Consider the following 24,254-nt stretch of genomic DNA (forward strand, 5'->3'; position numbering starts at 1 on the left):
CCCCCCCCCCCCCGCCCCCCCCCCCCCCCCCCCCCCCCCCCCCCCCCCCCCCCCCCCCCCCCCCCCCCCCCCCCCCCCCCCCCCCCCCCCCCCCCCCCCCCCCCCCCCCCCCCCCCCCCCCCCCCCCGGCCCCCCCCCCCCCCCCCCCCCCCCCCCCCCCCCCCGGGGTGCGGGCGCGCCGCGACCGCGTACTGGCCTACCGTGGAGTACGGACCCGGGGCGACGGACGCGACGAGCAGGGGCACAGGTGGACTGGACGGCAGCGGGTGGCCACGGCCACCCCGCGGCGGAGGGCTTCGCCCACGACGCGCTGCTCTACGACTCCCTGGAGGAGCTCGTCGCCACGGCGGGCCCGTTCCTCCACGCGGGCCTGGCCGCCGGCGACGCCGCGGTGGTCGCCGCCTCGCCCCCGGCCGCCGCCGCGCTGCGCGAGGCGCTGGACGACGAGCGGGTACTGGTCCTCGACCGCGGCGACGCCTACGGGCCGCGGACGCCGGCCGCCATCACCGCCTTCCGCCGGCTGGCCGAGGGCCAGCGGGCCGCCGGGGCGGCGCGGGTCCGGGTGCTCGGCGAGCTGGACTTCGGGACCACGCCGCGCCAGTGGCTCGAGTGGGAGCGCTACGACGCCGTCATCAACGAGGCGCTGCGCGGCTGGGACCTCTGGGGCGTCTGCGCGTTCGACACCCAGCGCCTCCCCGAGCCGGTGCTCGCCACCGCGACCCGCACCCACACGCACCTGGTGACGCCCGCGAGCCGCACCCTCAACCCCGCGTACACCGAGCCGGCCAGCTACCTGCGCACGCTGCCGGTGCCCGACGAGCCGCTCGAGGCGACGCCGCCGCGGTTCGCGGCCGCCGACGTCGCCGACTTCATCGGCCTGCGGCACGCCGTCGCCGCCCAGCTCGCCGGGGTCGCGGCGCCCGCCGACCTGGTCGAGGACTTCCTGCTCGCCGTGGACGAGATGACCTCCAACGCCGTCCGGCACGGGCTGCCGCCGGTGAGCCTCCGCCTCTGGACCACCGCGGACCGGATCGTGTGCACCATCGCCGACGCTGGGCCGGGCTGGGACGACCCGTTCGCCGGGTACGGGCCGGCGCACGGGTCGGACCTCTCCCGGGGAGGCATGGGGCTGTGGCTGGCCCGGCAGCTCTGCGACCACGTGGACATCTCCGGTGGCGCGCACCACCCCGGCGACGGCGGGGTGCGCGTCCGGCTCACCACCGTCCTGCGCTGAGCCGTCACACCGTTCCCCGTTTCCGTCCAGTGGGGGCGGTGGCCGCGCGGCGCACCCGCGGGCCGCGATACTGGGGACCTCGACCGGGCGACGATGGGAGCAGCGTGGTGGATCGGGCGCGCACGGACCACGGACGGATCACCGTCCTCGTGGAACGGGAGGGCTGACGTGGACAAGGTGCTTCCCTCCGCCGCGGAGGCGGTGGCCGACATCCCCGCGGGTGCGACGCTCGCGGTGGGCGGGTTCGGGCTGTGCGGGGTGCCGTACGCGCTGATCGACGCGATCCTCGAGCAGGGCACGGATCAGCTGACGACCATCTCCAACAACTGCGGGGTCGACGACCAGGCCCTCGGCGTGCTGCTCTACGCGGGGCGGATCCGCAAGACGATCAGCTCCTTCGTCGGCGGCAACAAGGAGCTGGCCCGGCTGTACCTGTCCGGCGAGCTGGAGGTCGAGCTGACCCCGCAGGGCACGCTGGCCGAGCGGCTGCGCGCCGGCGGCGCCGGCATCCCCGCCTTCTACACCCCCACCGGCGTCGGCACGCTGGTCGCCGAGGGCGGCATCCCCCTCCGCTACGACGCCGAGGGCACCGTCGTGGAGGTGAGCCGGCCGAAGGAGGTGCGGGAGTTCGACGGGCGGCAGTACGTGCTGGAGACCGCCCTGACCGCCGACTTCGGGCTGGTGCACGCCGCCGTGGGCGACCGGCACGGCAACCTGGTGTTCCACGAGTCGGCGCGCAACTTCAACCCGCTCGCCGGGATGGCCGGGCGGATCACGATCGCCGAGGTCGAGGAGCTCGTCGAGCCGGGCGAGATCACGCCCGAGGACGTGCACCTGCCCGGCGTCTACGTCGACCGCGTGGTGGTCGTCGGCGGCGACCGCAAGCCGATCGAGCGGCGAACGACCCGGCCCCGCACCGACCGCGCGCAGACCCCGGCCGCCGCCGGCGAGGAAGCCACCACCGAGGGAGCACGCTGATGGCCCTGACCCGTGAGCAGCTGGCCGCCCGTGTGGCACTGGAGCTGGAGGACGGCCAGTACGTCAACCTGGGCATCGGGATGCCCACCCTGGTGCCGAACTACGTGCCCGAGGGCGTGCACGTGGTCCTGCACTCGGAGAACGGCGTCCTCGGCGTCGGCCCCTACCCCTTCGAGGGCGAGGAGGACCCGGACCTGATCAACGCCGGCAAGGAGACCGTCACGCTCCTGCCCGGCGCCAGCTTCTTCGACTCGGCGATGTCGTTCGGCATGATCCGGGGCCAGCACCTGGACGTCGCGGTGCTGGGCGCCATGCAGGTCAACCCCCGCGGCGACCTGGCCAACTGGCTGATCCCCGGCAAGATGGTCAACGGGATGGGCGGGGCGATGGACCTCGTCCACGGCGCCCGCCGGGTGATCATCATGATGGAGCACGTGGCCCGCGACGGCTCACCGAAGATCGTGCAGGAGTGCACCCTGCCGCTGACCGGCAAGGCCTGCGTCGACCGCGTCGTCACCGACCTCGCCGTCATCGACGTCACCCCGGACGGCCTGGTCCTGCGCGAGACGGCGCCCGGGGTCTCCGCCGACGACGTGGTCGCCGCGACCGGCGCCCCGCTCACCGTCGCCGACGACGTCCGCGAGATGCCGCTGCCCGCCTCCGTCTGAGCCGCGCCGGGTGTCGGCCGGCTGTCGTCTCCCCGGCCGGGAAGCGACAGCGGGCCGACACCGCTCAGCGGAGCAGGGCCGCGAGGCGGGTCAGGAGACGGTCGGGGTCGTGCAGGTCGGCGGCGGTCACGAACACCACCGTCCACCCGGCCGCGGTGAGCCGGTTGAGCCGGCGGCGGTCCGCGGCGACCTGCTGCCGCGTCTCCCCGTGCCAGGCGCCCTCGTACTCCACGGCCACCTTCCGGTCCGGCCAGGCGAAGTCGACGCGCGCGACGAACCCCTCGGCGTCCCGGATGCTGAACTGGGCGACGGGGCGGGGCAGGCCCGACCGGTGCAGGAGCAGCCGCAGCCGGGTCTCCTGCGGCGACGCGGCCAGCCCGTCGGCGAGTTCAGCGGCGGCTCGCGCCTCGCGGCAGCCCCTCCCGCGCGCGGCGGCCGCGGTCTCGCGCACCCACGCCAACCGGGTCACCCCGAGGTCGACGAACCGGTCGACCAGCACGACGGCCTCGTCCAGCGGGCCCCTCCCGGCCAGGTCGACGACGGTGAGCTCGGCGCTCGTCAGCGGGATGCCCGCCCGGTGCGCGACGTGTTCTGCCGCGAGGTGACGACGCCGCACCCGCACACCCGGTTCGCGGCACACGGTCGACCCCGCTGGGACGGTGAGCTCGACGTCGTCGAGGGGTCCGGCGAGGGGCAACCCCCACAGGACCGCCGCGCTCTTCCCGCTCACCACCGCGCCGGGTACCAGCAGCTGAGCCGCCGCGCCGGCTCGGAGGGCGTGCGTGACCGGAAGCGCGGCGCAGGCGTAGACGTCACGGAACAAGCGCTGCCACGCGGGACCACGCAGCTGGCCGCGGCTGAGCGTGCCGGCCGCGACCGCGCTGGAGCCACGGAAGACACGTCCGCGCAGCTCGACCGGGCGATGGGGCGGGACGGGCACGCGCAGAAGCGTGGCCGATCCGCGCGGCAGCGCGCTGACGCCGTCCACAGCCGGGCTGCGGGTGTCGGCCGGTGGTCGTCTCCGGGGCGCGGAGACCACCACCGGCCGACGGTCGATCAGGCGGACGTGCCGCGGAGCTCGGCGAGGATGGGGCCGGCGACCTTGAAGGCGTGGTTGGCCGCGGGCACCCCGGCATAGACGGCGGCGTGCTGGATCACCTCGGCGATCTCCTCGTCGGAGAGCCCGTTGTTCACGGCCGCGCGCACGTGCAGGGCGAACTCCTCCCAGTGCCGCAGCGCGATGGTGATCGACAGCGTCATCAGGCTGCGGTCCCGGCGGGCCAGCCCGGGGCGCTGCCAGAGGTCGCCCCACGCGGTGCGGGTGATGAAGTCCTGGAAGTCCGCGGTGAACGGGGTGGTGGCGGCGACGGCGCGGTCCACGTGCGCGTCGCCCAGCACCTCGCGGCGGGTGCGCATGCCGGCCTCGCGGCGGGCGGCGTCGGTGTCGGGCAGCTCGCTCATCGGGCGCCTCCGGCGGCGTCGAAGTGGCGGAGCAGCGCGCCGGTGACCTCCGCCGCGCGCTCCAGGTTGCCCAGGTGGGCGGCCGGGCTGAGCGTGAGCAGCTCCGCCCCGGCGATGCCCGCGGCGATCGCCTCCTGGTGCGGGGGCGGCAGCGCCGGGTCCTCGGCGCCGGAGACGACGAGCGTCGGGGCGGTGATGCGCCGCAGGTCCTCGCGCAGGTCGATGCCGCCGACCACCTCGCAGCACGCGGCGTAGCCCTCGTCGTCGGCGCCGGCCACCATCGCCTCGAGCCGGGCCACGAGGTCGGGGTGCTGCGCGGCGAAGCCCGGGGTCAGCCAGCGGGAGACCACCGTCGGGGCGAAGCCGGCGGTGCCTTCGGCGCGGGCCTGCGCGGCCCGGTCGAGGAAGCCCTGGGGCTCGGTCCTCGCCGAGCTGAACAGCACGGCGAGTCCCTGCACGCGGGAGGGCTCGCGGGCCGCCATCCGCATGCCGACCATGCCGCCGAGCGAGACCCCGGCGACGTGCGCCCGCTGCGCCCCGAGCCGGTCGAGCAGCGCCAGGACGTCGTCGACCAGGTCGTCGAGGGAGTACGGCCCGGCCGGCGCGGGTGACTCGCCGTGGCCGCGGCCGTCGTAGGTGACCACCCGGAACCGCTCGGCCAGCGCGGGTACCTGCGGGTCCCACATCGCGCGGGCCGCGCCCAGGGAGTTGGACAGGACGACCACGGGCGCGTCGGCGGGTCCGGTGACGGTGTGGACGACGGGGACGGCGCTCATCGGGCTCCCTCGGTGAGGTGGGTGTGCTCGGCCAGGACCTCGTCGACCTGTGCGCCCGCCTCGCCGACGTCCGGCCGGGCGCCGAGCAGTGCAGCGAGGTCGACGTCGTCCCGGCCGGCCACCACGTCGGCCAGCGGCCGCCCGGTGGCCTCGGCCTCCCGCACGGCGGCCGCCGCCTCGTCGTGCGCCGCGTCGCGGCCGAGCAGCGGGGTCAGGGCGTCGGCGAGCGCCCCGGCGAGCTCCGGGTCGCGGGCCGCGGCCACCGTCGCCGCCATGCGGGCGGGGTCGGGGCGCAGGCCGGCGAGGCTCTCGACCAGCCAGGCCGCGGCCGAGCCGACCGTCGACAGCAGGTCGGTCAAGGCGGGCCACTCGCTGTGCCAGGCGCCGGCGGCGCGCTCGTGCTCCTGCTCCATCGCACCCAGCAGGGTGGCCACGAGGCCGGGAGCCCGCCGGGCGCAGGCGCGGGCGGAGATGGCCGCGACAGGGTTGCGCTTGTGCGGCATGGCGGACGAGCCGCCCCGGCCGGCGCCGGTCTCGGCGACCTCGGCCACCTCGCTCTGCGCGAGCAGCACGACGTCGACGGCCACGGTGGCCAGCACGCCGGCGGTGGCGCCGAGCGCGCCGGCCAGGTCGGCGACCGGCAGCCGCACGGTGTGCCAGGGGGCGGCGGTGGCGACCAGCCCGAGCTCGGCGGCGAGCGCTGCCCGCAGCGCCGTCCCCGACCCGTCGGTGGCGGCCAGGGTGCCGACCGCCCCGCCGTACTGGACCGGCAGCGACGCCACCACCTCAGCCAGCCGCAGCCGGGCGCCGTCCAGCCCGCTGAGCCAGCCGGCGGCCTTCAGGCCGAAGGTGGTGGGCAGCGCCTGCTGCAGAAGGGTGCGTCCCATGAGGACGTCGTCGCGGTGGGCCCGGGCCAGCCCGGCCGCCGCCTCGGCCGCGAGCGCGAGATCACGGTCGATCGCGGCGATGGCCCGGCGGCTCATGAGCACCAGCGCGGTGTCGACGACGTCCTGGCTGGTGGCGCCGACGTGGACGGCCACCGCGTGGCGCTCCCCCACCGCGGCCCGCAGCACCCGCACCAGCGGCGGCACCGGGTTGCCGGCATCGGCGGCGTGCGCGACCACGGAGGCCAGGTCGAGGGCCGCGGGTTCGGCGCAGGCGCGCGTGACCGCGTCGGCGGCCGTGGCGGGCACCAGTCCCGTCGCCGCGGCGGCGCGCGCCAGGGCGGCCTCCACGTCGAGGAGCGCGTCGAACCAGGCGGAGTCGGAGACGGCGGTCGCCGCGCCGCCGCGGGCGAAGGTCGCGCTGAAGAGACCGGTCACGTCCCGTTCCTACCGCGTCGAGGGCCCTCGGGCGGGCTCATACCGCGAAGAACACCGTCTCGCGCTCGCCCTGCAGGTGGACGTCGAAGCGGTAGCCGTCACCGCCCGGGGCGGCGAGCAGCGTCTGCCGCGCGGCCTCGTCGGGCAGCGAGCGCAGCACGACGTCCTCGGCGTTCGCCTCGACCTCGTCGGCGAAGTAGATGCGGGTGACCACCCGGTCGAGCAGCCCACGGGCGAACACCGAGACGTCGATGTGCGGCGCCTGCAGCCCGCCCTCGCCGTCGGGCACCCGGCCCGGCTTGAGGGTGAACACCGAGAACTCCCCGGTGATCGTCTGCGCGCGGGCGTAGCCGCGGAAGCCCGGGTAGGACGCCGCGCCGCGGGGGTCCTCGGGCGAGGGGAACCGGCCGTCGGGATCGGCCTGCCAGGTCTCGATCATGGCGTCGGGCACGACCTCACCGGCGCCGTCGAACACGCGACCGCGCAGCCAGAAGCCGCCCGGGTTGCCCTCGGCGGCGGCGAACTCGCCGTCGGGCCAGGTGAGCCCGATGGCGAGGTAGGGGCCGACGGTCGCGCTCGGCGTGGTGCCCAGCCGGAACGGGCCGGTGAGGAAGCCGCTGCCGCGCTGCCCGGAGCGCGGCTGGAAGGGGGTGGGCGGGTCCGGCGGGACGTCCAGCGGGTTCACGGTCACGCGACATCTCCGTCGTCGTCGGTCTCGAACGGCGTCTGGTCGGTCCCGCGCAGCACGATGTCCCACTCGAAGGCCAGCGCCCAGTTGTCCTGGGTGCGCTCGAGGGAGAACCGGCTGATCGCCCGGTGCCGCGCCGCCGGCGGGATGGAGTTGAAGATGGGGTCCTGGCCGAACAGCGGGTCGTCCGGGAAGTACATCTGGGTGACCAGCCGCTGGGTGAAGGCGCGGCCGAAGAGGCTGAAGTGGATGTGCGCGGGGCGCCAGGCGTTGTGGTGGTTCCCCCACGGGTAGGCGCCGGGCTTGATCGTCAGGAACTCGTACCGGCCGAGGCTGTCGGTCACGACCCGGCCGAGACCGTCGAAGTGCGGGTCCAGCGGCGCGGGCCAGTTGTCGACGACGTGCCGGTAGCGGCCGGACGCGTTGGCCTGCCACACCTCCACGAGCGCGTCGGGCACCGGGCGGCCGTCGCTGTCCAGCACGCGGCCGTGGACGAGGATCCGCTGGCCCATCGCCTCGCCCCCGTTGCGCAGGGTGAGGTCGGCGTCGTGCGGGAGCACGCGGTCCTCGCCGAGCACCGGACCGGTGACCTCGGTGAGCCGGTGCGGCAGGTCCACCGGCGTCCGCAGGGGGGCCCGCAGGGCGGTGCTCCGGTAGCCGGGGAAGCCCACGGGGGTGCGCACCCCGGCGTCCTCGCGCAGGTACCGCGGCAGGTGCAGGCCGTCGGCGGACGTGGTCCCGGTCATGGCCGGACGGTACGGCCGCCCGGCTACGCTCCCAAGTCCAGCTTTCCACTGGACGGGAGACGAGCAGCATGGCCGGTCGCAGCGCCACCCCGGGACGGTCGGTCACCTCGCGGGCGCTGGGGATCCTCGACGCCTTCGACAGCCGCACGCCGCGACTGTCCCTCTCGGAGATCGCCGACCGCTCGGGCACGCCGCTGACCACCGCCCACCGGCTGCTCGGCGAGCTGACCGACTGGGGCGCGCTGATCCGCCGCCCCGACGGCCGCTACGAGATCGGCCGCAAGCTCTGGGACCTCGGCCTGCTGGCCCCCGTCCAGCTCGAGCTCCGCCAGGTCGCCGCCCCGTTCCTCCTGGACCTGCACACCACCACCCGCGACACCGTGCACCTGGCCGTCCGGGAGGGGCTGCACGCGCTCTACGTCGACCGGGTCTCGGGCCGGGAGTCGGTGCCGGTGGTCAGCCAGGTCGGCAGCCGGCTGCCGCTGCACGCCACGGGCGTGGGCAAGGTGCTGCTGGCCGCTGCTCCCGACGACGTGGTCGACCAGTCGCTGCGCTCGCTGCGACCGCTCACCCGGCACACCGTCACCGATCCGGCGAGGCTCACCCGCGAGCTGGCCGAGATCCGGCGCCGCCGGTACGCCCGCACCTGCGAGGAGATGTCGCCGGGCACGGCCTCCGTCGCGGTGCCGGTGCAGGTGGAGCGGGAGGCCGGACCACTGGCCGTCGCGGCGCTGGGCATCGTGGTGCCCCCGCACCGGCGCGACGTCGCCCGTCTGGTCCCCGCCCTGGAGATGGCGGCCCGCGGGATCGGTCGCGAGCTCGCCCGGTCGCTCGAATTCCACTGACCGGAAGGCTCGGGTCCCGGGGAGCCCGGGAGGGAGCCACACTCGTCGGCGTGCGCACCCAGGTAGGCATCATCGGCGCCGGCCCCGCCGGCCTCCTGCTGTCCCGGCTGCTCGCGCTGCAGGGCATCGACTCGGTCGTCCTGGAGAACCGCTCCCGGGAGTACGTGGAGGCACGCATCCGGGCCGGGATCCTCGAGCAGCACACGGTCGACACCCTGACCGCCGCCGGGCTGGGCGACCGGCTGCACCGGGAGGGCCTGGAGCACCGGGGCATCCACCTCCAGTACCCGGGCACCCGCCACCAGCTGGACTTCCCCTCGCTGTGCGACCGCACGGTGTGGGTCTACGGCCAGACGGAGGTCACCAAGGACCTCATCGCCGCGCAGCTGGCCGGCGGCCCGCCGCTGCTGTTCGAGGTCTCCGACGTCGCGGTCGAGGACGTCGACACCGACTCCCCGCGGATCCGGTTCACCGACTCCGACGGCGTGGCGCAGGTGCTCGAGTGCGACGTCGTGGCGGGCACCGACGGGTTCCACGGCGTCTCCCGGCCGGTCGTGCAGGCCGGCCCCGGCGCGCGCACGTGGGAGCGCACCTACCCCTACGCCTGGCTCGGCATCCTGGCCGACGCCGCACCGGCCACCGACGAGCTGATCTACGCCTGGCACCCGGAGGGGTTCGCGCTCTACTCGATGCGCTCCCCCAGGGTCTCCCGGCTCTACCTCCAGGTCGACCCCGCCGAGAAGATCGAGGACTGGTCCGACGACCGGATCTGGGACAACCTCTCCCGCCGGTTCGCCCTGGACGGCTGGGAGATCAACACCGGCACGGTGACCGAGAAGTCGATCCTGCCGATGCGCTCGTTCGTCAGCGCACCCATGCGCCGGGGCCGGCTCTTCCTGGCCGGGGACGCCGCCCACATCGTCCCGCCGACCGGCGCCAAGGGGCTCAACCTCGCCGTCGCCGACGTGACGCTGCTCGCGCAGGCGCTGGTGCGGCTGCTCGCCGAGGAGCAGACGGACCTGGTCGACAGCTACTCCGACCGGGCGCTGACCCGCGTCTGGCGGTCCACCCACTTCTCCTGGTTCATGACCTCGATGCTGCACACCTCCGGTGACGACTTCGACGCCCAGCTGCAGCTGTCCCAGCTGCGCCGGGTCTGCTCCTCGGAGGCCGCGGCCCGCGAGCTCGCCGAGAACTACACCGGGCTGCCGATCGAGCACTGACCCCGCCCTCGGGAGCCGGCCCGGGCGCGGACCCTCAGGCGAGGTCGGCGAGGGCCGCCCGGACTCCGCGGCCACGCAGCGCGAGGCGCGTGGCGCGGTAGGCAGCGGCGAAGCGGGCGTCGTCCACGAGGTCCCCGAACAGGGTGCGGTCGGCGACGAAGGCGAGCGGGTCCGCCGCCTTCGCCGCGGCGACCAACCCGTCACGGCGGGAGTCCACGACCTCCAGCGGGCGTCCCTCCTCGTCCGGGCCCTCCAGGGAGCGGGCCCAGGCGGCCAGCACGAGGACGCAGCGGCGGATCTCGCCGCCCGAGGCGAGGTTCGCCCGCAGCACCGGCAGCAGGAACTGCGGGATCCGGTCGGAGGCCTCGGCGCGGATGCGGTCGAGCGTGTCGGCGATCGCCGGGCTGGCGAACCGCTCCAGCAGCGTCTGCCGGTACCGCTCCAGGTCGATGCCGGGAACAGGGCGCAGGGTCGGCGCGGCCTCCTCGCGCAGGTAGCCCTCCAGCAGCCGGCGGAACAGCGGATCGGCGCAGGCCTCGTGGACGTACCGCAGGCCCGCCAGCCGACCGGTCTGCGCGAGCACCTGGTGCCCGGCGTTGAGCAGCCGCAGCTTCATGAGTTCGTAGGGCGCGACGTCGTCCACGAGCTGGACGCCGACCTCCTCCAGCGGCGGGCGGCCGCAGGCGAAGGAGTCCTCCTGCACCCACTGCGTCCACGGCTCGCACACCACCGGCCACCGGTCCTCGATGCCGAACCGGTCGGCCAGCCGGGCCCGGTCGGCATCCGTGGTGACCGGCGTGATCCGGTCGACCATCGAGTCCGGGAAGGGCACCTCCCGGGCCACCCACTCCCCCAGCTTCGGCTCCCGCAGCCGGGCGAAGGCCGCGAAGCTCGCTCGCGCCAGCCGACCGTTGCCCGGGATGTTGTCGCAGGAGACGACCGTGAACGGCGGGAGCCCGCGGGCGCGCCGGCGCACCAGCGCCTCGACGACCAGGCCGAACGAGGTCCGCAGCGCGGCACCCGGCCGCAGGTCGTGGACCACGCCGGGGTCGGTCCCGTCGAACTCCCCGGTCACCGCCGAGGCGTTGTAGCCGCCCTCGGTGACGGTCAGGGTGACGACGCGGACGGCGGGGTCGGCCATCCGCGCCACCACCGCGTCGGGGTCGTCGGGGGCGAACAGGTATTCGACGAGCGAGCCGACCACCCGCGCCTCCTCGGTGCCGTCGGGATGCCGCACCACCAGCGTGTAGAGGCAGTCCTGGGCGGCCATCGCCTCGGCCATGCGCCGGTCGGCCGGGAGGACGCCGACGCCGCAGATCCCCCAGTCGAGCGCCCGCCCCTGCTCCATGAGGCGGTCCAGGTACATCGCCTGGTGGGAGCGGTGGAAGCCGCCCACCCCGAGGTGCACGATCCCGACGCGCAGCCGGCCCCGGTCGTAGGACGGCGTGGAGACCGGTGGGCCCAGCGTGCCGCGGGTGCGCTCGGTCAGGGGAACGGCCACGCACTGCCCATTCCCCGGGAGCGATCCGGGTAACGGCACCCGGCCGATCACCTCGGCGCCCCGCTCGCGGGACCTCGCGCTACCGTGCGCGCATGGTGGCGTAGCTCACACCGGGTGGGCTCGCCGACCGCAGGAGGTCCAGTGCGCACCCACGTCCCCCGATCCTTCCGCCGTTCGCTGCTCGCCGTCGCCGCGGGCGCGGCTCTCACCGCCGGCGCCCTCGCCGCCGCTGGGCCGGCCGGCGCCGCACCCGATCCCGCGCCCCTGGTCGTGCCGACCACGGAGGGCGCCGTCGAGGGCACCTCGACCGGGAACTACCGGCTGTTCCAGGGCATCCCGTTCGCCGCCCCGCCGGTGGGCGAGCTCCGATTCCGCCCGCCGGCACCGGCACAGCCCTGGCAGGGCGTCCGGGACGCCACGGCACCCGGCAGCCCCTGCCCACAGGAACCGAGCGCCACCAACCCCTGGTCGTCGGTCGACGAGGACTGCCTCTACCTGAACGTCACGACCCCCTCGGGGCTGGACACCCAGCGGCGGAACCTGCCGGTCATGGTCTGGATCCACGGCGGGTCCTGGCGGACCGGCACGGGCGCGGCCTACGACGCCGCGAAGCTCGCCGTCGAGGGCGACGTCGTCGTGGTGACGATCAACTACCGGCTCGGCCCGCTGGGCTTCATGGCCCAGGAGGACCTCTCGCGGGAGAACGGGGACGTCGCCTCCGGGAGCGCCGGGCTGCTCGACCAGCAGGCGGCGCTGCGCTGGGTGGAGCGCAACATCCGCGCCTTCGGCGGCAACCCGGGGCGGGTCACCATCTTCGGCGAGTCCGCCGGCGGCTCGGCGGTCTGCGCCCAGCTCACCTCGCCGACCGCGCGGGGTCTGTTCGACCGGGCCATCGCGCAGAGCTACAGCTGCACGACCCCGTACGACACCCTGGAGACGGCCGAGGCCACGGGCGCCTCGGTCGCGGAGGCCGTCGGCTGCGCCAGTGCGGCGGACGTCGCCGCGTGCCTGCGGGCCACGCCGGTGCAGGAGCTGCTCACCGCCTGGCCGGGCGGCTCCTTCGTCGTCGGCGGATCGGCGCTGCCGGTGCAGCCGGCCGAGGCGATCGCGGCCGGCGACCACGCGCGCGTGCCGGTCATGCACGGCAACCTCAGCGACGAGAACACCTTGTTCACGCCGCTGAACCCGGCCGTGGCAGCGCTGGCGAACGACGCCGACGGCTTCACCGAGGCCGATTACCGGGTCGTCCTCGGCAGCGTCTTCGGCGAGGGCGCCGGAGCCGTCCTGGCGCAGTACCCGGCGAGCGCCTACCCCTCACCGCTGCGCGCCCTGGCCGCCGTCAACAGCGACGCCGGCAGCGCGCTGTCGACGTGCGAGCACGTCGACGCCTACGACACGCTGGCCCGTCCCCCGGTGCCGGCCCCGGTGTTCGCCTACCAGTTCCGCGACGAGACGGCCGACCCGCTGCTGGACTTCCCGTACCCGGCGTACCCGGAGGACGCGCAGCACGCGACCGAGCTGCCGTACCTGTTCCCGGGGCTGTTCGGCGACGGGCTGGACGCCGAACAGGAGCAGCTGTCCACGGCGATGGTGCGCTACTGGACGAACTTCGCGGCCCACGGCAACCCCAACGGCCCCGGCGTCCCGACGTGGACCCGGTACCGGGCCCCGGCCGACGTCCAGGGCCTCGACATCGCCTCCGACGGGGGGATCGGCCCGGTCGACGTCGCCGCCGAGGCCGACTGCGCGTTCTGGTCGACCCTGTCCTAGAGCGCGGGCAGCGGCACCGGTTCCCGGGGGGAGTCCTCTCCGGGAACCGGTGCCGCCCGCTTTTCGCCCCGCCGGGGGTGCCGCATCTACTGGCCGGTACCGCATGTGGGATCGTCCGAGGCACACGTCGAGACGGCGGGCGCGACGACGAGTGCCGCCGTCAGGAAATGAGGACCGATGCGGTTGCAGCTGTCCCCGGAGCTCGAGGCCTTCCGGGAGGAGATGCGGACCTTCTTCACCACCCAGGTGCCGCAGGAGATCCGCGACAAGGTCACGTCCCACCGGCACGTGACCAAGGAGGAGTACGTCGAGGCCCAGCGCGCGCTCAACGCCGCGGGCCTGGCCGTGCCCCACTGGCCGGTCGAGTGGGGCGGCCGGGACTGGACGCCCCTGCAGCGCCACATCTGGCGCGAGGAGATGCAGCTGGCCGGCGTCCCCGAGCCGCTGGCCTTCAACACCAGCATGATCGGCCCGGTCATCGCCGCCTTCGGCAACCAGGAGCAGAAGGAGCGCTTCCTCGCCAAGACGGCGAACCTCGACATCTGGTGGTGCCAGGGCTTCTCCGAGCCCGACGCCGGCTCCGACCTCGCCTCGCTGCGCACCACCGCCGTCCGCGACGGCGACGACTGGGTGGTCAACGGGCAGAAGACCTGGACGACCCTGGGCCAGCACGCCGACTGGATCTTCTGCCTGGTCCGCACCGACCCGACCGCGGAGAAGAAGCAGCGCGGCATCTCGATGCTGGTCTTCCCGATGGACACCCCCGGCGTCACGCTCCGCCCCATCGAGCTCATCGACGGCGGCTTCGAGGTCAACGAGGTGTTCTTCGAGGACGTGCGCGTCCCCGCCGAGAACCTCATCGGCGAGGAGAACCGCGGCTGGGACTACGCCAAGTTCCTCCTCGGCAACGAGCGCGTCGGCATCGCCCGCGTGGGCGCGACCAAGAAGATGCTCGCCCAGGCGAAGGACTACGCCCGCGAGATCACCGTCGACGGCCGCCCGCTGCTGGAGGACCCGTTCATGGCCCGGCGGATCGCCGAGATCGAGAACGAGGTGGTGGCCCTGGAGCTCACCGCGCTGCGCGTCGTCGCCAACTCCGCCGACGGCAAGCCGCACCCGGCCTCGTCGGTGCTCAAGCTCAAGGGGTCGGAGCTGCAGCAGGCCGCCACCGAGCTGCTGGTCGACATCGCCGGCCCGCTCTCGGTCGCCTCGTTCGCCGAGGAGGGCTCCGACGTGCCGGACTGGGCGCGCGTCGCGACGCCGCACTACCTGAACTACCGGAAGGTCTCCATCTACGGAGGCTCCAACGAGGTTCAGCGCACCATCATCGCCGGCACGATCCTGGGGCTGTGATCTGACGTGAACTTCGACTTCGACAGCGAGCAGAACGACCTGCGGGAGGCCGTGCGCGGCCTGCTGGCGCGCACGTACGCCGACAGCGAGCAGCGTCGCAAGGTGGTCGCGAACGACCCGGGCTTCGACGAGAAGACCTGGTCGCGGCTGGCCGAGATGGGGCTGCTCGGTCTGCCCTTCGCCGAGGAGCACGGCGGCATGGGCGCCGGGCCGATCGAGGTGGCGATCGTCGCCGAGGAGATGGGCCGGGTCATCGCCCCGGAGCCGTTCATCGAGGCGGTCGTGCTGGCCGGTGGGCTGATCGCCGCCGTCGGCACCGACGAGCAGAAGGGCGAGCTCCTCGCGGCCATCGCCGAGGGCACCTGCGTGCCGGCCTTCGCCCACGCGGAGATCGGCACGCGGTGGAGCGCGTCGGCGTCGGCGGTCACCGCCGCGCAGTCCGGCGACGGGTGGACCCTGACCGGCGTCAAGGAGCCGGTGCCCACCGGCGCCCGCGCCGACGTCCTCGTCGTCTCCGCCGCGGTGGACGGCGGCACGGGGCTGTTCGTGGTGCAGGGCGACGCCGCGGGTCTGACCCGCACCGGCTACCGCACCCACGACGGCACCCGCGCCGCCAACGTCCGCTTCGACGGCACCCCGGCGGCCCTGCTCGGTACCGGCGGAGACCAGACGGCCGCGATCGAGCGGGCGCTGGCCGAGGCGCGCATCGCCTACAGCCACGAGGCGATCGGGGCGATGGACACCGCGCTGCGGATCACCGCGGAGTACCTCAAGACCCGCAAGCAGTTCGGGGTCACGCTCAACAAGTTCCAGGCGCTCACCTTCCGCGCGGCGGACATGTACGTGTCCCTGGAGCTGGCCCGGAGCACCGCGCTGTGGGCGTCGATGGTCACGGATGCCGGCGGCGACGTCGTCTCCGCCGCCGACCGGGCCCGGCTGCAGACCAGCCGCGCCGGTCGGCACGTCGGCAAGGAGGCCATCCAGCTGCACGGTGGCATCGGCGTGACGGCGGAGTACTCCGTCGGGCACTACACCAGCCGGCTCACCGCCATCGACCACCTGCTCGGCGACGGCGACTTCGCCGCCGCCCGGTTGGCCCGCACCGTGGGCGAGCGGGAGACCGTCGACCCGCTGGGCGCGCCCTACGCGGTCTGAAGAAACACCCCCTGCCCCCCACCGCTCGCACGCTCGCAGCGGGGCCCTGCAGGGGGCCGACGGAGCCCCGTCCCCCATCCCGGGGGGCGGGGCTCCGTCGCGTGGCCCCCTCCCGGGTCCCGCCCTGAGCCTGCGAAGGGTGGGGAGGAGGGGGTCCTCTTTCAGTCGCCGAGCATCGCCCGGCGGAGCTCGTCGGCATCGGCCCGGACGGAGTCGAGCACCGGCACCAGGTCGTCCTCGCGCACCTGCCCGCAGGTGAGCCGCACGATCGGCACCGCCTCGTAGTCCTCGGTGGTCAGGCGCGCGGCGACCTCGAAGGCGGCGCGCAGCAGGCCACCCTCGACCGATGTGAGGTCGTCGACCTGGTTGAGCCGGTTGGTCATGCTGTGCGGGAAGCCCCACTGCTCGAGGGCGACGGCGGTCAACCGCACGCTGTTGATGCCGTAGCGGTGCAGCTCGGCGGTGCGCCGCGCGGCGAAGGCCGGGTGCTCGGCCACCAGCGCCCCGTAGCCCTCGGGGTCGTTGTGGTGCAGGAGCGCCGCACCCATCTGGGCGAGCAGGCCCACGCAGAGCGCCTCCTGCGAGCGTTCACCGAACCGCTGGGCCAAGGTCGAGGCCGCCAGCGCCAGGCAGGTCGTGACGTCCCAGAAGTTCTCCGGGAGCCGCGACTCGTCGTCCAGCTCCGTGAGCGCGACGGTCGCCATCGTCCGGACGGTGGTGAAGCCGACCACCGTCACGGCGAACTGCAGCGAGGTGACCCGTCCGCGCATGCCGAAGTAGGCGGAGTTGGCCAGCTTCATCACCCGGCCGGCCAGGGCGACGTCGGACGCCAGGATGTGGGAGAGCGCCTTCGCGCTGGTGTCGTCGGAGTTGGCGACCGACACGATCTGCGCCGCCACGGGGCGCTGGGCCGCCATCGTGTCGATGCCCGCGAGCACCTTCTCCAGGTCGAAGACGGGGGGCACCTCCGCCCGGGCCGGCAGCGGGGTCACGGTCATCGGGCGCACGCTCCGTGGGTCGCGAACCAGGCGGCGGTGTCCGCTCCGGTCATGGGTGGGCAGAGGCTGAAGCCCTGCAGGTAGGTGGCACCCAGCCGGCCGAGCTCGGTCGCCTGCTCCGGGGTCTCGACGCCCTCGGCCACGGTGCTCAGGTTGAGGCTGCGGGCCAGTGCGATGACCGCGGAGGCGATCTCGGTGTGGCCGTGCGCCAGCTCCGCCACGAAGGAGCGGTCCACCTTCAGGCAGTCCACCGGCAGGTGCCGGAGGTAGGCCAGCGACGAGTAGCCGGTGCCGAAGTCGTCGATCGCCAGCTCGACGCCCTGGTCGCGCAGCTGGTGCAGGGTCTCCCGGGCCGAGTCGGGGTCCTGCATCAGCGCCGACTCGGTGATCTCCACGGAGATCCGGGACGCGTCCAGCCCGTGCCGCCGGAGAGCGTCGGCCACCTGCGGAGGGAGGTTGGCATCCAGCTGCAGGGCCGAGACGTTGACGTTCGCCCGGGGCGGCGCGGCGCCCCCCATGCGGCGGTCCCACTCCGCCAGCTGCCGGCAGGTCTCGTCGAGCACCAGCAGCCCCAGGCCGGCGATCAACCCGCTCTCCTCCGCCAGCGGCACGAACACCGCCGGGCTGATCGGGCCGCGCTCGGGGTGCGTCCACCGCGCCAGGGATTCGACGGCGACCGGGTGGCCGTCCTCGGTGCTGAAGATCGGCTGGTAGAGCAGCGTGATGTCGCGCCGCTCGATGGCGTCCCGCAGCTCGGCGACCAGGCGCAGCTTGTCGCGGGCCTCCTCGCGCGCCCGCTGGTCCAGCACGGTGATCCGCCCCTTGCCCCCGGCCTTGGCCTGGTACATGGCGATGTCGCAGTCCCGGATCAGCTCCTCGGCGCCGGTGTGCTCCTCGGTCTGGACGGTGACCCCGACGCTCGCATAGGGGCGGACGTCGACGCCCCCGAGCCGCACCGGCCGGGCCAGCTCGGCCGTGATCCGCTCGGCGAGCGCGACCGCGGCCGTCTGGTCGACCTCCTCGCAGACGACCACGAACTCGTCGCCACCGAACCGCGCCACCAGGTCCCCGGGGCGGACCACCGACCGCAGCCGGCTGGCGACCTCGGTGAGCAGCTCGTCGCCGGCGGTGTGCCCGAGCGAGTCGTTGACGACCTTGAAGTTGTCCAGGTCGAGGAACAGGCAGGCCAGGGTTCCGGCGCCCGGCACGAACCGCTCGGCGACGTACTGCGCCAGCAGCGTCCGATTCGGCAGCCCGGTCAGCGGGTCGTGGTTGGCCTGGTGGGCCAGCGTGGCCTCGAACGCGAGCCGGTCGGTGATGTCCTCGATCGTGCCGACGAATCCCGCGCCCACGCCCGGGGTGAACAGGTGGGCGAATCGGATGACGGTCGTGCGCACGGTGCCGTCGTCGCGGAGCAGGCGGGCCTGCGCCTCGACCTCCTCGCCGTCCAGCGCCGCCGAGACCTGCTCGATCACCGTGTCGAGGTCGTCCTCGTGCACCGTGGCCATCCAGCCGGTGCCCAGCAACTCCTCGGCGCGACGGCCGACGAGGCTGCAGAACGCGTCGTTGACGTGGGCCAGCCGCATGCCCTGCTCGGAGAGCAGCGTCGGCACCGGCGACCGTTCGGTGAGCGTGGAGAAGCGGCGCTCGTGGGCGTCCGCGGTCGCCCGGAGCGCGCGCTCCTGCTCGTTGGCCGTGTCGACGATGCGCACGGTCCACATCCCGCCCCGGGGCGAGGGCGTCGTGGTCACCTGGGCCTCGATGGCGGCGCCGCTCGCCGTGCGGACGGGCAGCGTCATCCGGGCCGTCCGCTCCCGCCGCAGCAGCAGCTTGAGCTCCCCGCCCCCCAGGCTGGGGAACAGCTGCTCGACGGGGAGCGCGCGGAGATCGTCCAGGCCGTAGCCCAGCAGTTCCACGGCACCGACGTTGCCCCAGCTGACCCTGGGGCGCCCGGCCACCATCTCGGCGACCACGATGGCGAGGGTGTCGCTGACGGTGGCGCTGTAGAAGACCGAGGTCACGATCTCCGGTGGGACGCGGTCGTCGCCGGGCCGGTTCATGCTGACGGACACGGTCCTCCCCTCCCGCGGCGCGGACGTCCATGTCCGCTCCGACAGGAGACCTTCGGCGGGTCGGGGGGGTGGTCTGCACCCGGCAACGGGGCGTAGCCCCCCGTCGGGGGGAGGGACACACGGTCGGTCACCGCGCGGCCGGGCTGCGGACGTGCCGTGCCTCACACTCACGGAGCCGGGCACCGCGACCCTGCGTCAGCAGGCAAGATCCGTCCAACCAACCGAGCACCGCGCACGACCCCAGCACTGGCGAGCAGGCGACGAGGCCTGCCCACCGAGGAATGGAGCGCCACGATGCAGATCGGAGTCCCGCGCGAGACGCGGCCCCGCGAGACCCGGGTGGCGGCGACCCCGGCGACGGTCACGCAGCTGGTGCGGCTGGGCTACGAGGTCGTGGTCGAGACCGGCGCCGGGGCGGCCGCCAGCTTCCCGGACGAGGCGTACGCGGAGGCCGGTGCGCGGGTCGGCTCGGGAACCGAGGCCTGGGGTGCGGAGGTCGTGCTGCGCGTGAACGCCCCCTCGCTGAGCGAGATCGGGCGGCTGGCCGACGGCGCGACGCTGATCAGCCTGCTGGCCCCCGCGCTGAACCCCGACCTGGTGGACGCGCTCGCCGCCCGCCCGATCACGGCGCTGGCCATGGACGCCGTGCCCCGGATCTCCCGGGCCCAGTCGATGGACGTGCTGTCCTCGATGGCCAACATCGCCGGGTACCGGGCGGTCGTCGAGGCGGCCAACGTGTTCGGCCGCTTCTTCACCGGCCAGGTGACCGCGGCGGGCAAGGTCCCCCCGGCCAAGGTCCTGGTCGCCGGCGCGGGTGTGGCGGGGCTGGCCGCGATCGGCACCGCGTCCAGCCTGGGCGCCATCGTGCGGGCCACCGACGTCCGCCCGGAGGTGGCCGAGCAGGTGCGCTCCCTGGGTGGTGAGTACGTCGCCGTCCCCGCGGGGGAGCAGGAGGTCAGCGCCGACGGCTACGCCCGGGAGATGGGGGAGGACTTCAACCGGCGGGCGGCGCAGATGTACGCCGAGCAGGCGAAGGACGTCGACATCGTCATCACCACCGCCCTGATCCCCGGCCGGCCCGCCCCGCGGCTGATCACCGAGGAGATGGTCGCCGCCATGCGCTCGGGATCGGTGATCGTGGACATGGCCTCGGCACAGGGCGGCAACGTGGCCGGCTCCGTGCCCGACGAGGTGGTCGTGACCGAGAACGGGGTCACGATCATCGGGTACACCGACCTGCCCGCCCGGCTCCCCGCGCAGGCCTCCCAGCTGTACGGCACCAACCTGGTCAACCTGCTGAAGCTGCTGACCCCGGCCAAGGACGGGCACCTCGTCCTGGACTTCGACGACGTCGTGCAGCGGGCGATCACCGTCGTGCGCGCGGGCGAGAAGACCTGGCCCCCGCCACCGGTACAGGTCTCCGCGGCACCACCACCTCCGCCCGCTCCCCCGGCCGGCGCCACCGCAGGGGCGCCGAGCGTGCCGCAGAAGACGCCCGCGCCGGCGCGGCGGTTCGCCCTCGTGGGACTGGCCGCGGCGCTGCTGTTCCTGGTGGCCGCCTACTCCCCCGACGAGCTGGTGGGGCACTTCACGGTGTTCGCGCTCTCCGTCGTCGTCGGCTTCTACGTCATCGGGGCCGTGCACCACGCCCTGCACACCCCGCTGATGTCGGTGACCAACGCGATCTCGGGGATCATCGTGGTCGGCGCACTGCTGCAGCTGAGCAGCGGCGACGGCGTCGTCCTGGCGCTCGCCTTCATCGCCACCCTGGTGGCCAGCATCAACGTCTTCGGCGGCTTCGCCGTCACCCGCCGGATGCTGGGGATGTTCTCCCGCGGCACGGGCGCTCCGGCCCGCACCACCCTCCCGGCCGCGCGATGACCGCCACCAGCGCCGCGGCCGCGGCCTACATCGTCGCCGCCCTGCTGTTCATCCTGAGCCTGGCCGGGCTGTCGCGGCACGAGACCGCCAAGGCGGGCAACGCCTACGGCATCGCCGGCATGGCGATCGCCCTGGCGGCCACCATCGGCGTGGCCACGCAGGACATCTCGGCCGTCGGGCTCACCCTGCTCGTCGTCGCCGTGGCGATCGGTGCCGCGATCGGTCTGTGGCGGGCCCGCAAGGTCGAGATGACCGGCATGCCGGAGCTCATCGCGCTGCTGCACAGCTTCGTCGGCCTGGCCGCAGTCCTCGTCGGCTGGAACGGCTACCTGTCGGTCGAGGGCGTCGAGCCGCAGGACGGTGGCCCCCTGCTCACCGGGGCCGAGGCCGGCATCCACTCCGGCGAGGTCGTGGTCGGGGTCTTCATCGGCGCGGTGACCTTCACCGGCTCGATCGTCGCCTTCCTCAAGCTCTCCGCGCGCATGAAGAGCAACCCGCTGATGCTCCCGGGGCGCAACTGGCTGAACCTCGGCGCACTGGCGCTGTTCGCCGTCCTGACCGTCGTCTTCGTGGTCGAGCCGAACCTGCTCGTGCTGTCGGTCGTGACGGTCCTCGCCCTGGCGCTGGGCTGGCATCTGGTGGCCTCGATCGGCGGCGGTGACATGCCCGTCGTCGTCTCGATGCTCAACAGCTACTCCGGCTGGGCCGCTGCCGCATCGGGCTTCCTGCTGGGCAACGACCTGCTGATCATCACCGGCGCCCTGGTCGGCTCCTCCGGCGCCTACCTCTCCTACATCATGTGCAAGGCGATGAATCGCTCGTTCCTCTCGGTCATCGCGGGCGGGTTCGGCAACGAGGGCGCGGCGGCCGCCTCCGACGTGGACTACGGCGAGCACACCGAGATCTCGGCCGAGGAGACCGCAGAGCTCCTGCGGAACGCGAAGTCGGTGGTCATCACCCCGGGCTACGGCATGGCGGTCGCCCAGGCGCAGAGCGCCGTCGCCGAGCTGACCCGCAAGCTGCGTGCGCAGGACGTCGACGTGCGCTTCGGCATCCACCCGGTGGCCGGGCGCCTGCCCGGGCACATGAACGTGCTCCTGGCCGAGGCCAAGGTGCCCTACGACGTCGTCCTGGAGATGGACGAGATCAACGACGACCTCGCCGACACCTCGGTGGTGCTGGTCATCGGCGCCAACGACACCGTCAACCCGGCCGCCACCGACGACCCCACCAGCCCGATCGCCGGCATGCCCGTGCTGCGGGTGTGGGAGGCCGAGCACGTGGTCGTGTTCAAGCGGTCCATGAACACGGGCTACGCCGGCGTGCAGAACCCGCTGTTCTTCCGGGACAACAGCCGGATGCTCTTCGGCGACGCCCGGGAGCAGGTGGAGGCGATCCTCAAGGCGCTGTGAGCCGTTCGGCCTGGCCCGCCGCCCCCGAAGCGCCTACGCTGTGCACATGCACGCGCACGTTCCGCTGAGCGAGGGCGCGTCGCCGCGGGGGTGCGACCACGTGCGCCCGGCGGCGCAGCTCAGCGCACCGTCCGCGCCGCCGGCCTTCCGCGCCTACGTCGACCGGTACGGGATTGCGCTGGTCGGGGACCTCGACGTCGCCTGCGCGGAGCGGCTGGCGGGGATCCTGGGGGCCGTCCCGATCGAGGGCGACGCCTGCACCCTGGATCTTTCCGGGCTCCGGTTCGCCGACGTGGCCGGCTGCCGGGCGATCGCCCGCTGGGCCCGGTCCCTGGCCGACGCCGGAGTCCGGGTGGAGCTGCGCGACGCGCCTCCGCTCGTCCAGCGGGCCTGGCAGCTGCTGGCGCTCGACCGGTGGGCGCGCGTCGCGTTCACCGACGCCGCCTGATCGACCGCGCGCAAGGGTCCCCACCGCCCGGCGCGGCCGGTCGCCGGCGCTACGCCCGGTCGCCGGGTTGCGCCCGCGGCACCGGTCGCCGACGGTTGCCAGGTGGATCCCTTCCGCGGTCTCGGCATGCCCCGCATCCCCGGGTTCGGCGAGCTGCTCGCGCTGCTCCAGGCCCAGACCGAGGCGCTCTCCCAGCTCCCCCGGACGCTGGCCGACCTCAACGGCACGGTCCGCGAGCTGACCGCCGCCACCACGTCCGCCCGGGAGACGATCGCCTCCGCGCAGCGGATCACCGAACGCCTGGAGAGCCTGCTCGAGGAGTTGGAGGAGCCGGTGCGGGCGCTGCGCCCCGGCATCGAGCGGGTCGGTCGCGTGCTCGACGACCCCGCCGTCGACACCGTGCCCGAGACGCTGCGCCGGATCCACGACGACCTCATGCCCCTGGTCCACGGGCTGCGCCAGGCGCAGAGCCGGGTGGGTTCGGTCACCGGCCTGCTCCGTCGTCGTCCGCCGGAGGACGAGGACGACGGCTACTGAGCGTGGAGCTGGCCACCGACCCGCTCGCACTCCTGGCGTGCGGCCTGGCGGTGCTGGTGGCGTCCGTCGTCCAGACGGCGACCGGCATGGGCTTCGGCCTCCTCGCCGGACCGCTGGTGCTGCTGGTGCAGCCCGCTCTCGTGCCCGGCCCGCTGCTGGTGGGCACGCTGACCGCGCTGCTGCCGGTGGTGTGGCGCGAACGGTCCGCATTGGAGCTCGACAACCTCCGCGGTGCGATGCTCGCCTCGGCCCCCGGCGTTGTCGCTGGCCTGGGGCTGGTGCAGGTCATCGACGGCCGGTTGTTGGGGATAACGGTTGCTGTCGTCGTGCTGCTCGCCTGTGGCGCGTCGCTCGCCGGGGTGCGGTTGCCGGGCGGGCGGCGCGCGCTCACCGTCGCCGGCTTCGCCTCCGGGACGCTCTCGACTGTCGCGGCGACGCCCGGACCGCCCCTGGTGGTCACCTACCGCGCGCCCACCCCGGCCGCCCAGCGGGCGAACCTGTCGGTGTTCTTCGTCGGGACGACGCTGCTGTCCCTCGGCGTGCTGGTCGCCGGCGGCGAGCTCGACGGGGGCGGGCTGCTCACCGGTGCGGGGCTGGTGCCGTTCGTGCTGACCGGCTTCCTCCTCGCCGGACCCCTGCGCCGGCGGCTGGCCCTGCCGGCCATGCGCCGCGCCGCCCTGGTGCTGTGCCTGCTCTCCGGCGCGGTGCTGCTCGTCAGGTCGCTGGCGGGCTGACCGTCACTGCTCGACGGGCGGCTCCCGGCGCACGATGTCGCCGACGGCCTCCTCCAGCCGCGCCCAGGTCGTGCTCCACTCGACCAGGGGGTCGAGGATCCGCTCGAAGACGGCGAGCTGCTGGTCGAACGCGTCGAGCTGAGCGCGCATGGCGGCGATCGAGGTGCGCTGCGCGGTCACCATCTCCTTGACGGCGCGCAGCTGGGCCGCCGACATCGCCCCGGGCGGGCTGGGCAGGGCCGGCAGCGGGAGGCGGGACGTCGCATTCCCGGCGAGGTTGCGGGCGCGGTCGGAGAAGAACCGCAGCTGGTTCACGAACTCGTCGATCGACCGCCCGACGATCCCGCTCTGCGGGGTGGTCCGGTCGGCGTCGTCGGCCTCGGTCATCGCTCCCCCTCCGTGCACGCTGCACCGACCTTAGGCCTGGAGCCGAGGCTCGGCTGCGCTGAGCC

At 74.4% G+C, this 24,254-nt stretch carries 23 protein-coding genes; 13 read left to right on the forward strand and 10 right to left on the reverse strand.

Annotated features, from left to right (window positions below; genetic code table 11):
- Positions 1-247 precede the first annotated feature (247 nt).
- The 3 genes from ACI79K_RS17385 (at position 248) to ACI79K_RS17395 (ending at position 2,880) form a co-directional block, all read left to right on the forward strand.
- Positions 248-1,234: an anti-sigma factor RsbA family regulatory protein gene (locus tag ACI79K_RS17385; RefSeq protein ID WP_456600316.1), complete on the forward strand. Its 987-nt coding sequence runs from the start codon at positions 248-250 to the stop codon at positions 1,232-1,234.
- A gap of 168 nt (positions 1,235-1,402) precedes the next feature.
- Positions 1,403-2,212 carry a CoA transferase subunit A gene (locus tag ACI79K_RS17390; RefSeq protein WP_456590689.1) on the forward strand — a complete coding sequence of 270 codons (810 nt, stop codon included), beginning with the start codon at positions 1,403-1,405 and terminating at the stop codon, positions 2,210-2,212.
- Positions 2,212-2,880 (forward strand): CoA transferase subunit B, encoded by a 669-nt coding sequence (locus ACI79K_RS17395; protein WP_456590690.1) that lies wholly within the window; start codon positions 2,212-2,214, stop codon positions 2,878-2,880. Before ACI79K_RS17390 ends, ACI79K_RS17395 begins: the two co-directional genes overlap by 1 nt.
- Positions 2,881-2,944: 64 nt before the next feature.
- On the opposite strand, the gene ACI79K_RS17400 is transcribed toward ACI79K_RS17395, so the two are convergent.
- From ACI79K_RS17400 to pcaH, 6 genes are all read right to left on the reverse strand, one after another.
- The gene (locus tag ACI79K_RS17400; protein WP_456600317.1) at positions 2,945-3,820 is read right to left on the reverse strand and encodes a hypothetical protein; all 876 of its coding nucleotides are present in this window, start codon (positions 3,818-3,820) and stop codon (positions 2,945-2,947) included.
- 116 nt (positions 3,821-3,936) lie between these two features.
- Positions 3,937-4,341 (reverse strand): 4-carboxymuconolactone decarboxylase, encoded by a 405-nt coding sequence (gene pcaC, locus ACI79K_RS17405; RefSeq protein WP_456590692.1) that lies wholly within the window; start codon positions 4,339-4,341, stop codon positions 3,937-3,939.
- The gene (gene pcaD, locus ACI79K_RS17410) at positions 4,338-5,117 is read right to left on the reverse strand and encodes a 3-oxoadipate enol-lactonase (RefSeq protein ID WP_456600318.1); all 780 of its coding nucleotides are present in this window, start codon (positions 5,115-5,117) and stop codon (positions 4,338-4,340) included. The genes pcaC and pcaD overlap by 4 nt, the downstream gene beginning before the upstream one ends.
- Positions 5,114-6,439 carry a 3-carboxy-cis,cis-muconate cycloisomerase gene (pcaB, locus tag ACI79K_RS17415; RefSeq protein WP_456600319.1) on the reverse strand — a complete coding sequence of 442 codons (1,326 nt, stop codon included), beginning with the start codon at positions 6,437-6,439 and terminating at the stop codon, positions 5,114-5,116. Before pcaB ends, pcaD begins: the two co-directional genes overlap by 4 nt.
- A gap of 37 nt (positions 6,440-6,476) precedes the next feature.
- Positions 6,477-7,130 carry a protocatechuate 3,4-dioxygenase subunit alpha gene (gene pcaG, locus ACI79K_RS17420; RefSeq protein ID WP_456600320.1) on the reverse strand — a complete coding sequence of 218 codons (654 nt, stop codon included), beginning with the start codon at positions 7,128-7,130 and terminating at the stop codon, positions 6,477-6,479.
- Positions 7,127-7,873, reverse strand: a complete 747-nt coding sequence (gene pcaH / locus ACI79K_RS17425) for a protocatechuate 3,4-dioxygenase subunit beta (protein ID WP_456600321.1) — start codon at positions 7,871-7,873, stop codon at positions 7,127-7,129. Before pcaH ends, pcaG begins: the two co-directional genes overlap by 4 nt.
- A 68-nt stretch (positions 7,874-7,941) precedes the next feature.
- Here pcaH and ACI79K_RS17430 point away from each other — a divergent pair, with 68 nt between their 5' ends.
- Both ACI79K_RS17430 and ACI79K_RS17435 read left to right on the forward strand, forming a co-directional pair.
- Positions 7,942-8,718, forward strand: coding sequence for an IclR family transcriptional regulator (locus tag ACI79K_RS17430; protein ID WP_456600322.1), 777 nt, complete (start codon positions 7,942-7,944; stop codon positions 8,716-8,718).
- Positions 8,719-8,768: 50 nt separating this feature from the next.
- Complete coding sequence (locus ACI79K_RS17435) at positions 8,769-9,941, forward strand: 4-hydroxybenzoate 3-monooxygenase (RefSeq protein WP_456600323.1); 1,173 nt, start codon at positions 8,769-8,771, stop codon at positions 9,939-9,941.
- A 34-nt stretch (positions 9,942-9,975) separates the two neighbouring features.
- Here ACI79K_RS17435 and ACI79K_RS17440 read toward each other — a convergent pair whose 3' ends face one another.
- On the reverse strand, positions 9,976-11,442 hold the full coding sequence (locus ACI79K_RS17440; protein ID WP_456600324.1) for a mannitol dehydrogenase family protein: 1,467 nt from the start codon (positions 11,440-11,442) through the stop codon (positions 9,976-9,978).
- A gap of 141 nt (positions 11,443-11,583) precedes the next feature.
- On the opposite strand from ACI79K_RS17440, the gene ACI79K_RS17445 reads away from it, so the two are divergent.
- From ACI79K_RS17445 to ACI79K_RS17455, 3 genes are all read left to right on the forward strand, one after another.
- On the forward strand, positions 11,584-13,212 hold the full coding sequence (locus ACI79K_RS17445; RefSeq protein WP_456600325.1) for a carboxylesterase/lipase family protein: 1,629 nt from the start codon (positions 11,584-11,586) through the stop codon (positions 13,210-13,212).
- A gap of 177 nt (positions 13,213-13,389) precedes the next feature.
- Positions 13,390-14,565: an acyl-CoA dehydrogenase family protein gene (locus ACI79K_RS17450; RefSeq protein WP_456590701.1), complete on the forward strand. Its 1,176-nt coding sequence runs from the start codon at positions 13,390-13,392 to the stop codon at positions 14,563-14,565.
- Positions 14,566-14,571: 6 nt separating this feature from the next.
- Positions 14,572-15,720 (forward strand): acyl-CoA dehydrogenase family protein, encoded by a 1,149-nt coding sequence (locus ACI79K_RS17455; protein WP_456590702.1) that lies wholly within the window; start codon positions 14,572-14,574, stop codon positions 15,718-15,720.
- A gap of 161 nt (positions 15,721-15,881) precedes the next feature.
- Here ACI79K_RS17455 and ACI79K_RS17460 read toward each other — a convergent pair whose 3' ends face one another.
- Together ACI79K_RS17460 and ACI79K_RS17465 are read right to left on the reverse strand one after the other, a co-directional pair.
- Positions 15,882-16,718 carry an HDOD domain-containing protein gene (locus ACI79K_RS17460; protein ID WP_456590703.1) on the reverse strand — a complete coding sequence of 279 codons (837 nt, stop codon included), beginning with the start codon at positions 16,716-16,718 and terminating at the stop codon, positions 15,882-15,884.
- The gene (locus tag ACI79K_RS17465) at positions 16,715-18,790 is read right to left on the reverse strand and encodes a putative bifunctional diguanylate cyclase/phosphodiesterase (RefSeq protein ID WP_456600326.1); all 2,076 of its coding nucleotides are present in this window, start codon (positions 18,788-18,790) and stop codon (positions 16,715-16,717) included. The genes ACI79K_RS17460 and ACI79K_RS17465 overlap by 4 nt, the downstream gene beginning before the upstream one ends.
- 294 nt (positions 18,791-19,084) lie before the next feature.
- On the opposite strand from ACI79K_RS17465, the gene ACI79K_RS17470 reads away from it, so the two are divergent.
- From ACI79K_RS17470 to ACI79K_RS17490, 5 genes are all read left to right on the forward strand, one after another.
- The gene (locus ACI79K_RS17470) at positions 19,085-20,671 is read left to right on the forward strand and encodes a Re/Si-specific NAD(P)(+) transhydrogenase subunit alpha (protein WP_456600327.1); all 1,587 of its coding nucleotides are present in this window, start codon (positions 19,085-19,087) and stop codon (positions 20,669-20,671) included.
- Positions 20,668-22,083 (forward strand): Re/Si-specific NAD(P)(+) transhydrogenase subunit beta, encoded by a 1,416-nt coding sequence (gene pntB / locus ACI79K_RS17475; RefSeq protein WP_456590706.1) that lies wholly within the window; start codon positions 20,668-20,670, stop codon positions 22,081-22,083. The genes ACI79K_RS17470 and pntB overlap by 4 nt, the downstream gene beginning before the upstream one ends.
- A gap of 46 nt (positions 22,084-22,129) precedes the next feature.
- The gene (locus ACI79K_RS17480; RefSeq protein WP_456590707.1) at positions 22,130-22,531 is read left to right on the forward strand and encodes an STAS domain-containing protein; all 402 of its coding nucleotides are present in this window, start codon (positions 22,130-22,132) and stop codon (positions 22,529-22,531) included.
- Between the two features lie 102 nt (positions 22,532-22,633).
- Positions 22,634-23,068, forward strand: a complete 435-nt coding sequence (locus ACI79K_RS17485; protein ID WP_456590708.1) for a hypothetical protein — start codon at positions 22,634-22,636, stop codon at positions 23,066-23,068.
- A 2-nt stretch (positions 23,069-23,070) separates the two neighbouring features.
- Positions 23,071-23,802, forward strand: a complete 732-nt coding sequence (locus tag ACI79K_RS17490; protein WP_456600328.1) for a sulfite exporter TauE/SafE family protein — start codon at positions 23,071-23,073, stop codon at positions 23,800-23,802.
- Positions 23,803-23,805: 3 nt separating this feature from the next.
- Here ACI79K_RS17490 and ACI79K_RS17495 read toward each other — a convergent pair whose 3' ends face one another.
- Complete coding sequence (locus ACI79K_RS17495; protein ID WP_456590710.1) at positions 23,806-24,189, reverse strand: hypothetical protein; 384 nt, start codon at positions 24,187-24,189, stop codon at positions 23,806-23,808.
- Between the last annotated feature and the right edge of the window lie 65 nt (positions 24,190-24,254).

The organism is Blastococcus sp. SYSU DS0616, from assembly GCF_054051015.1.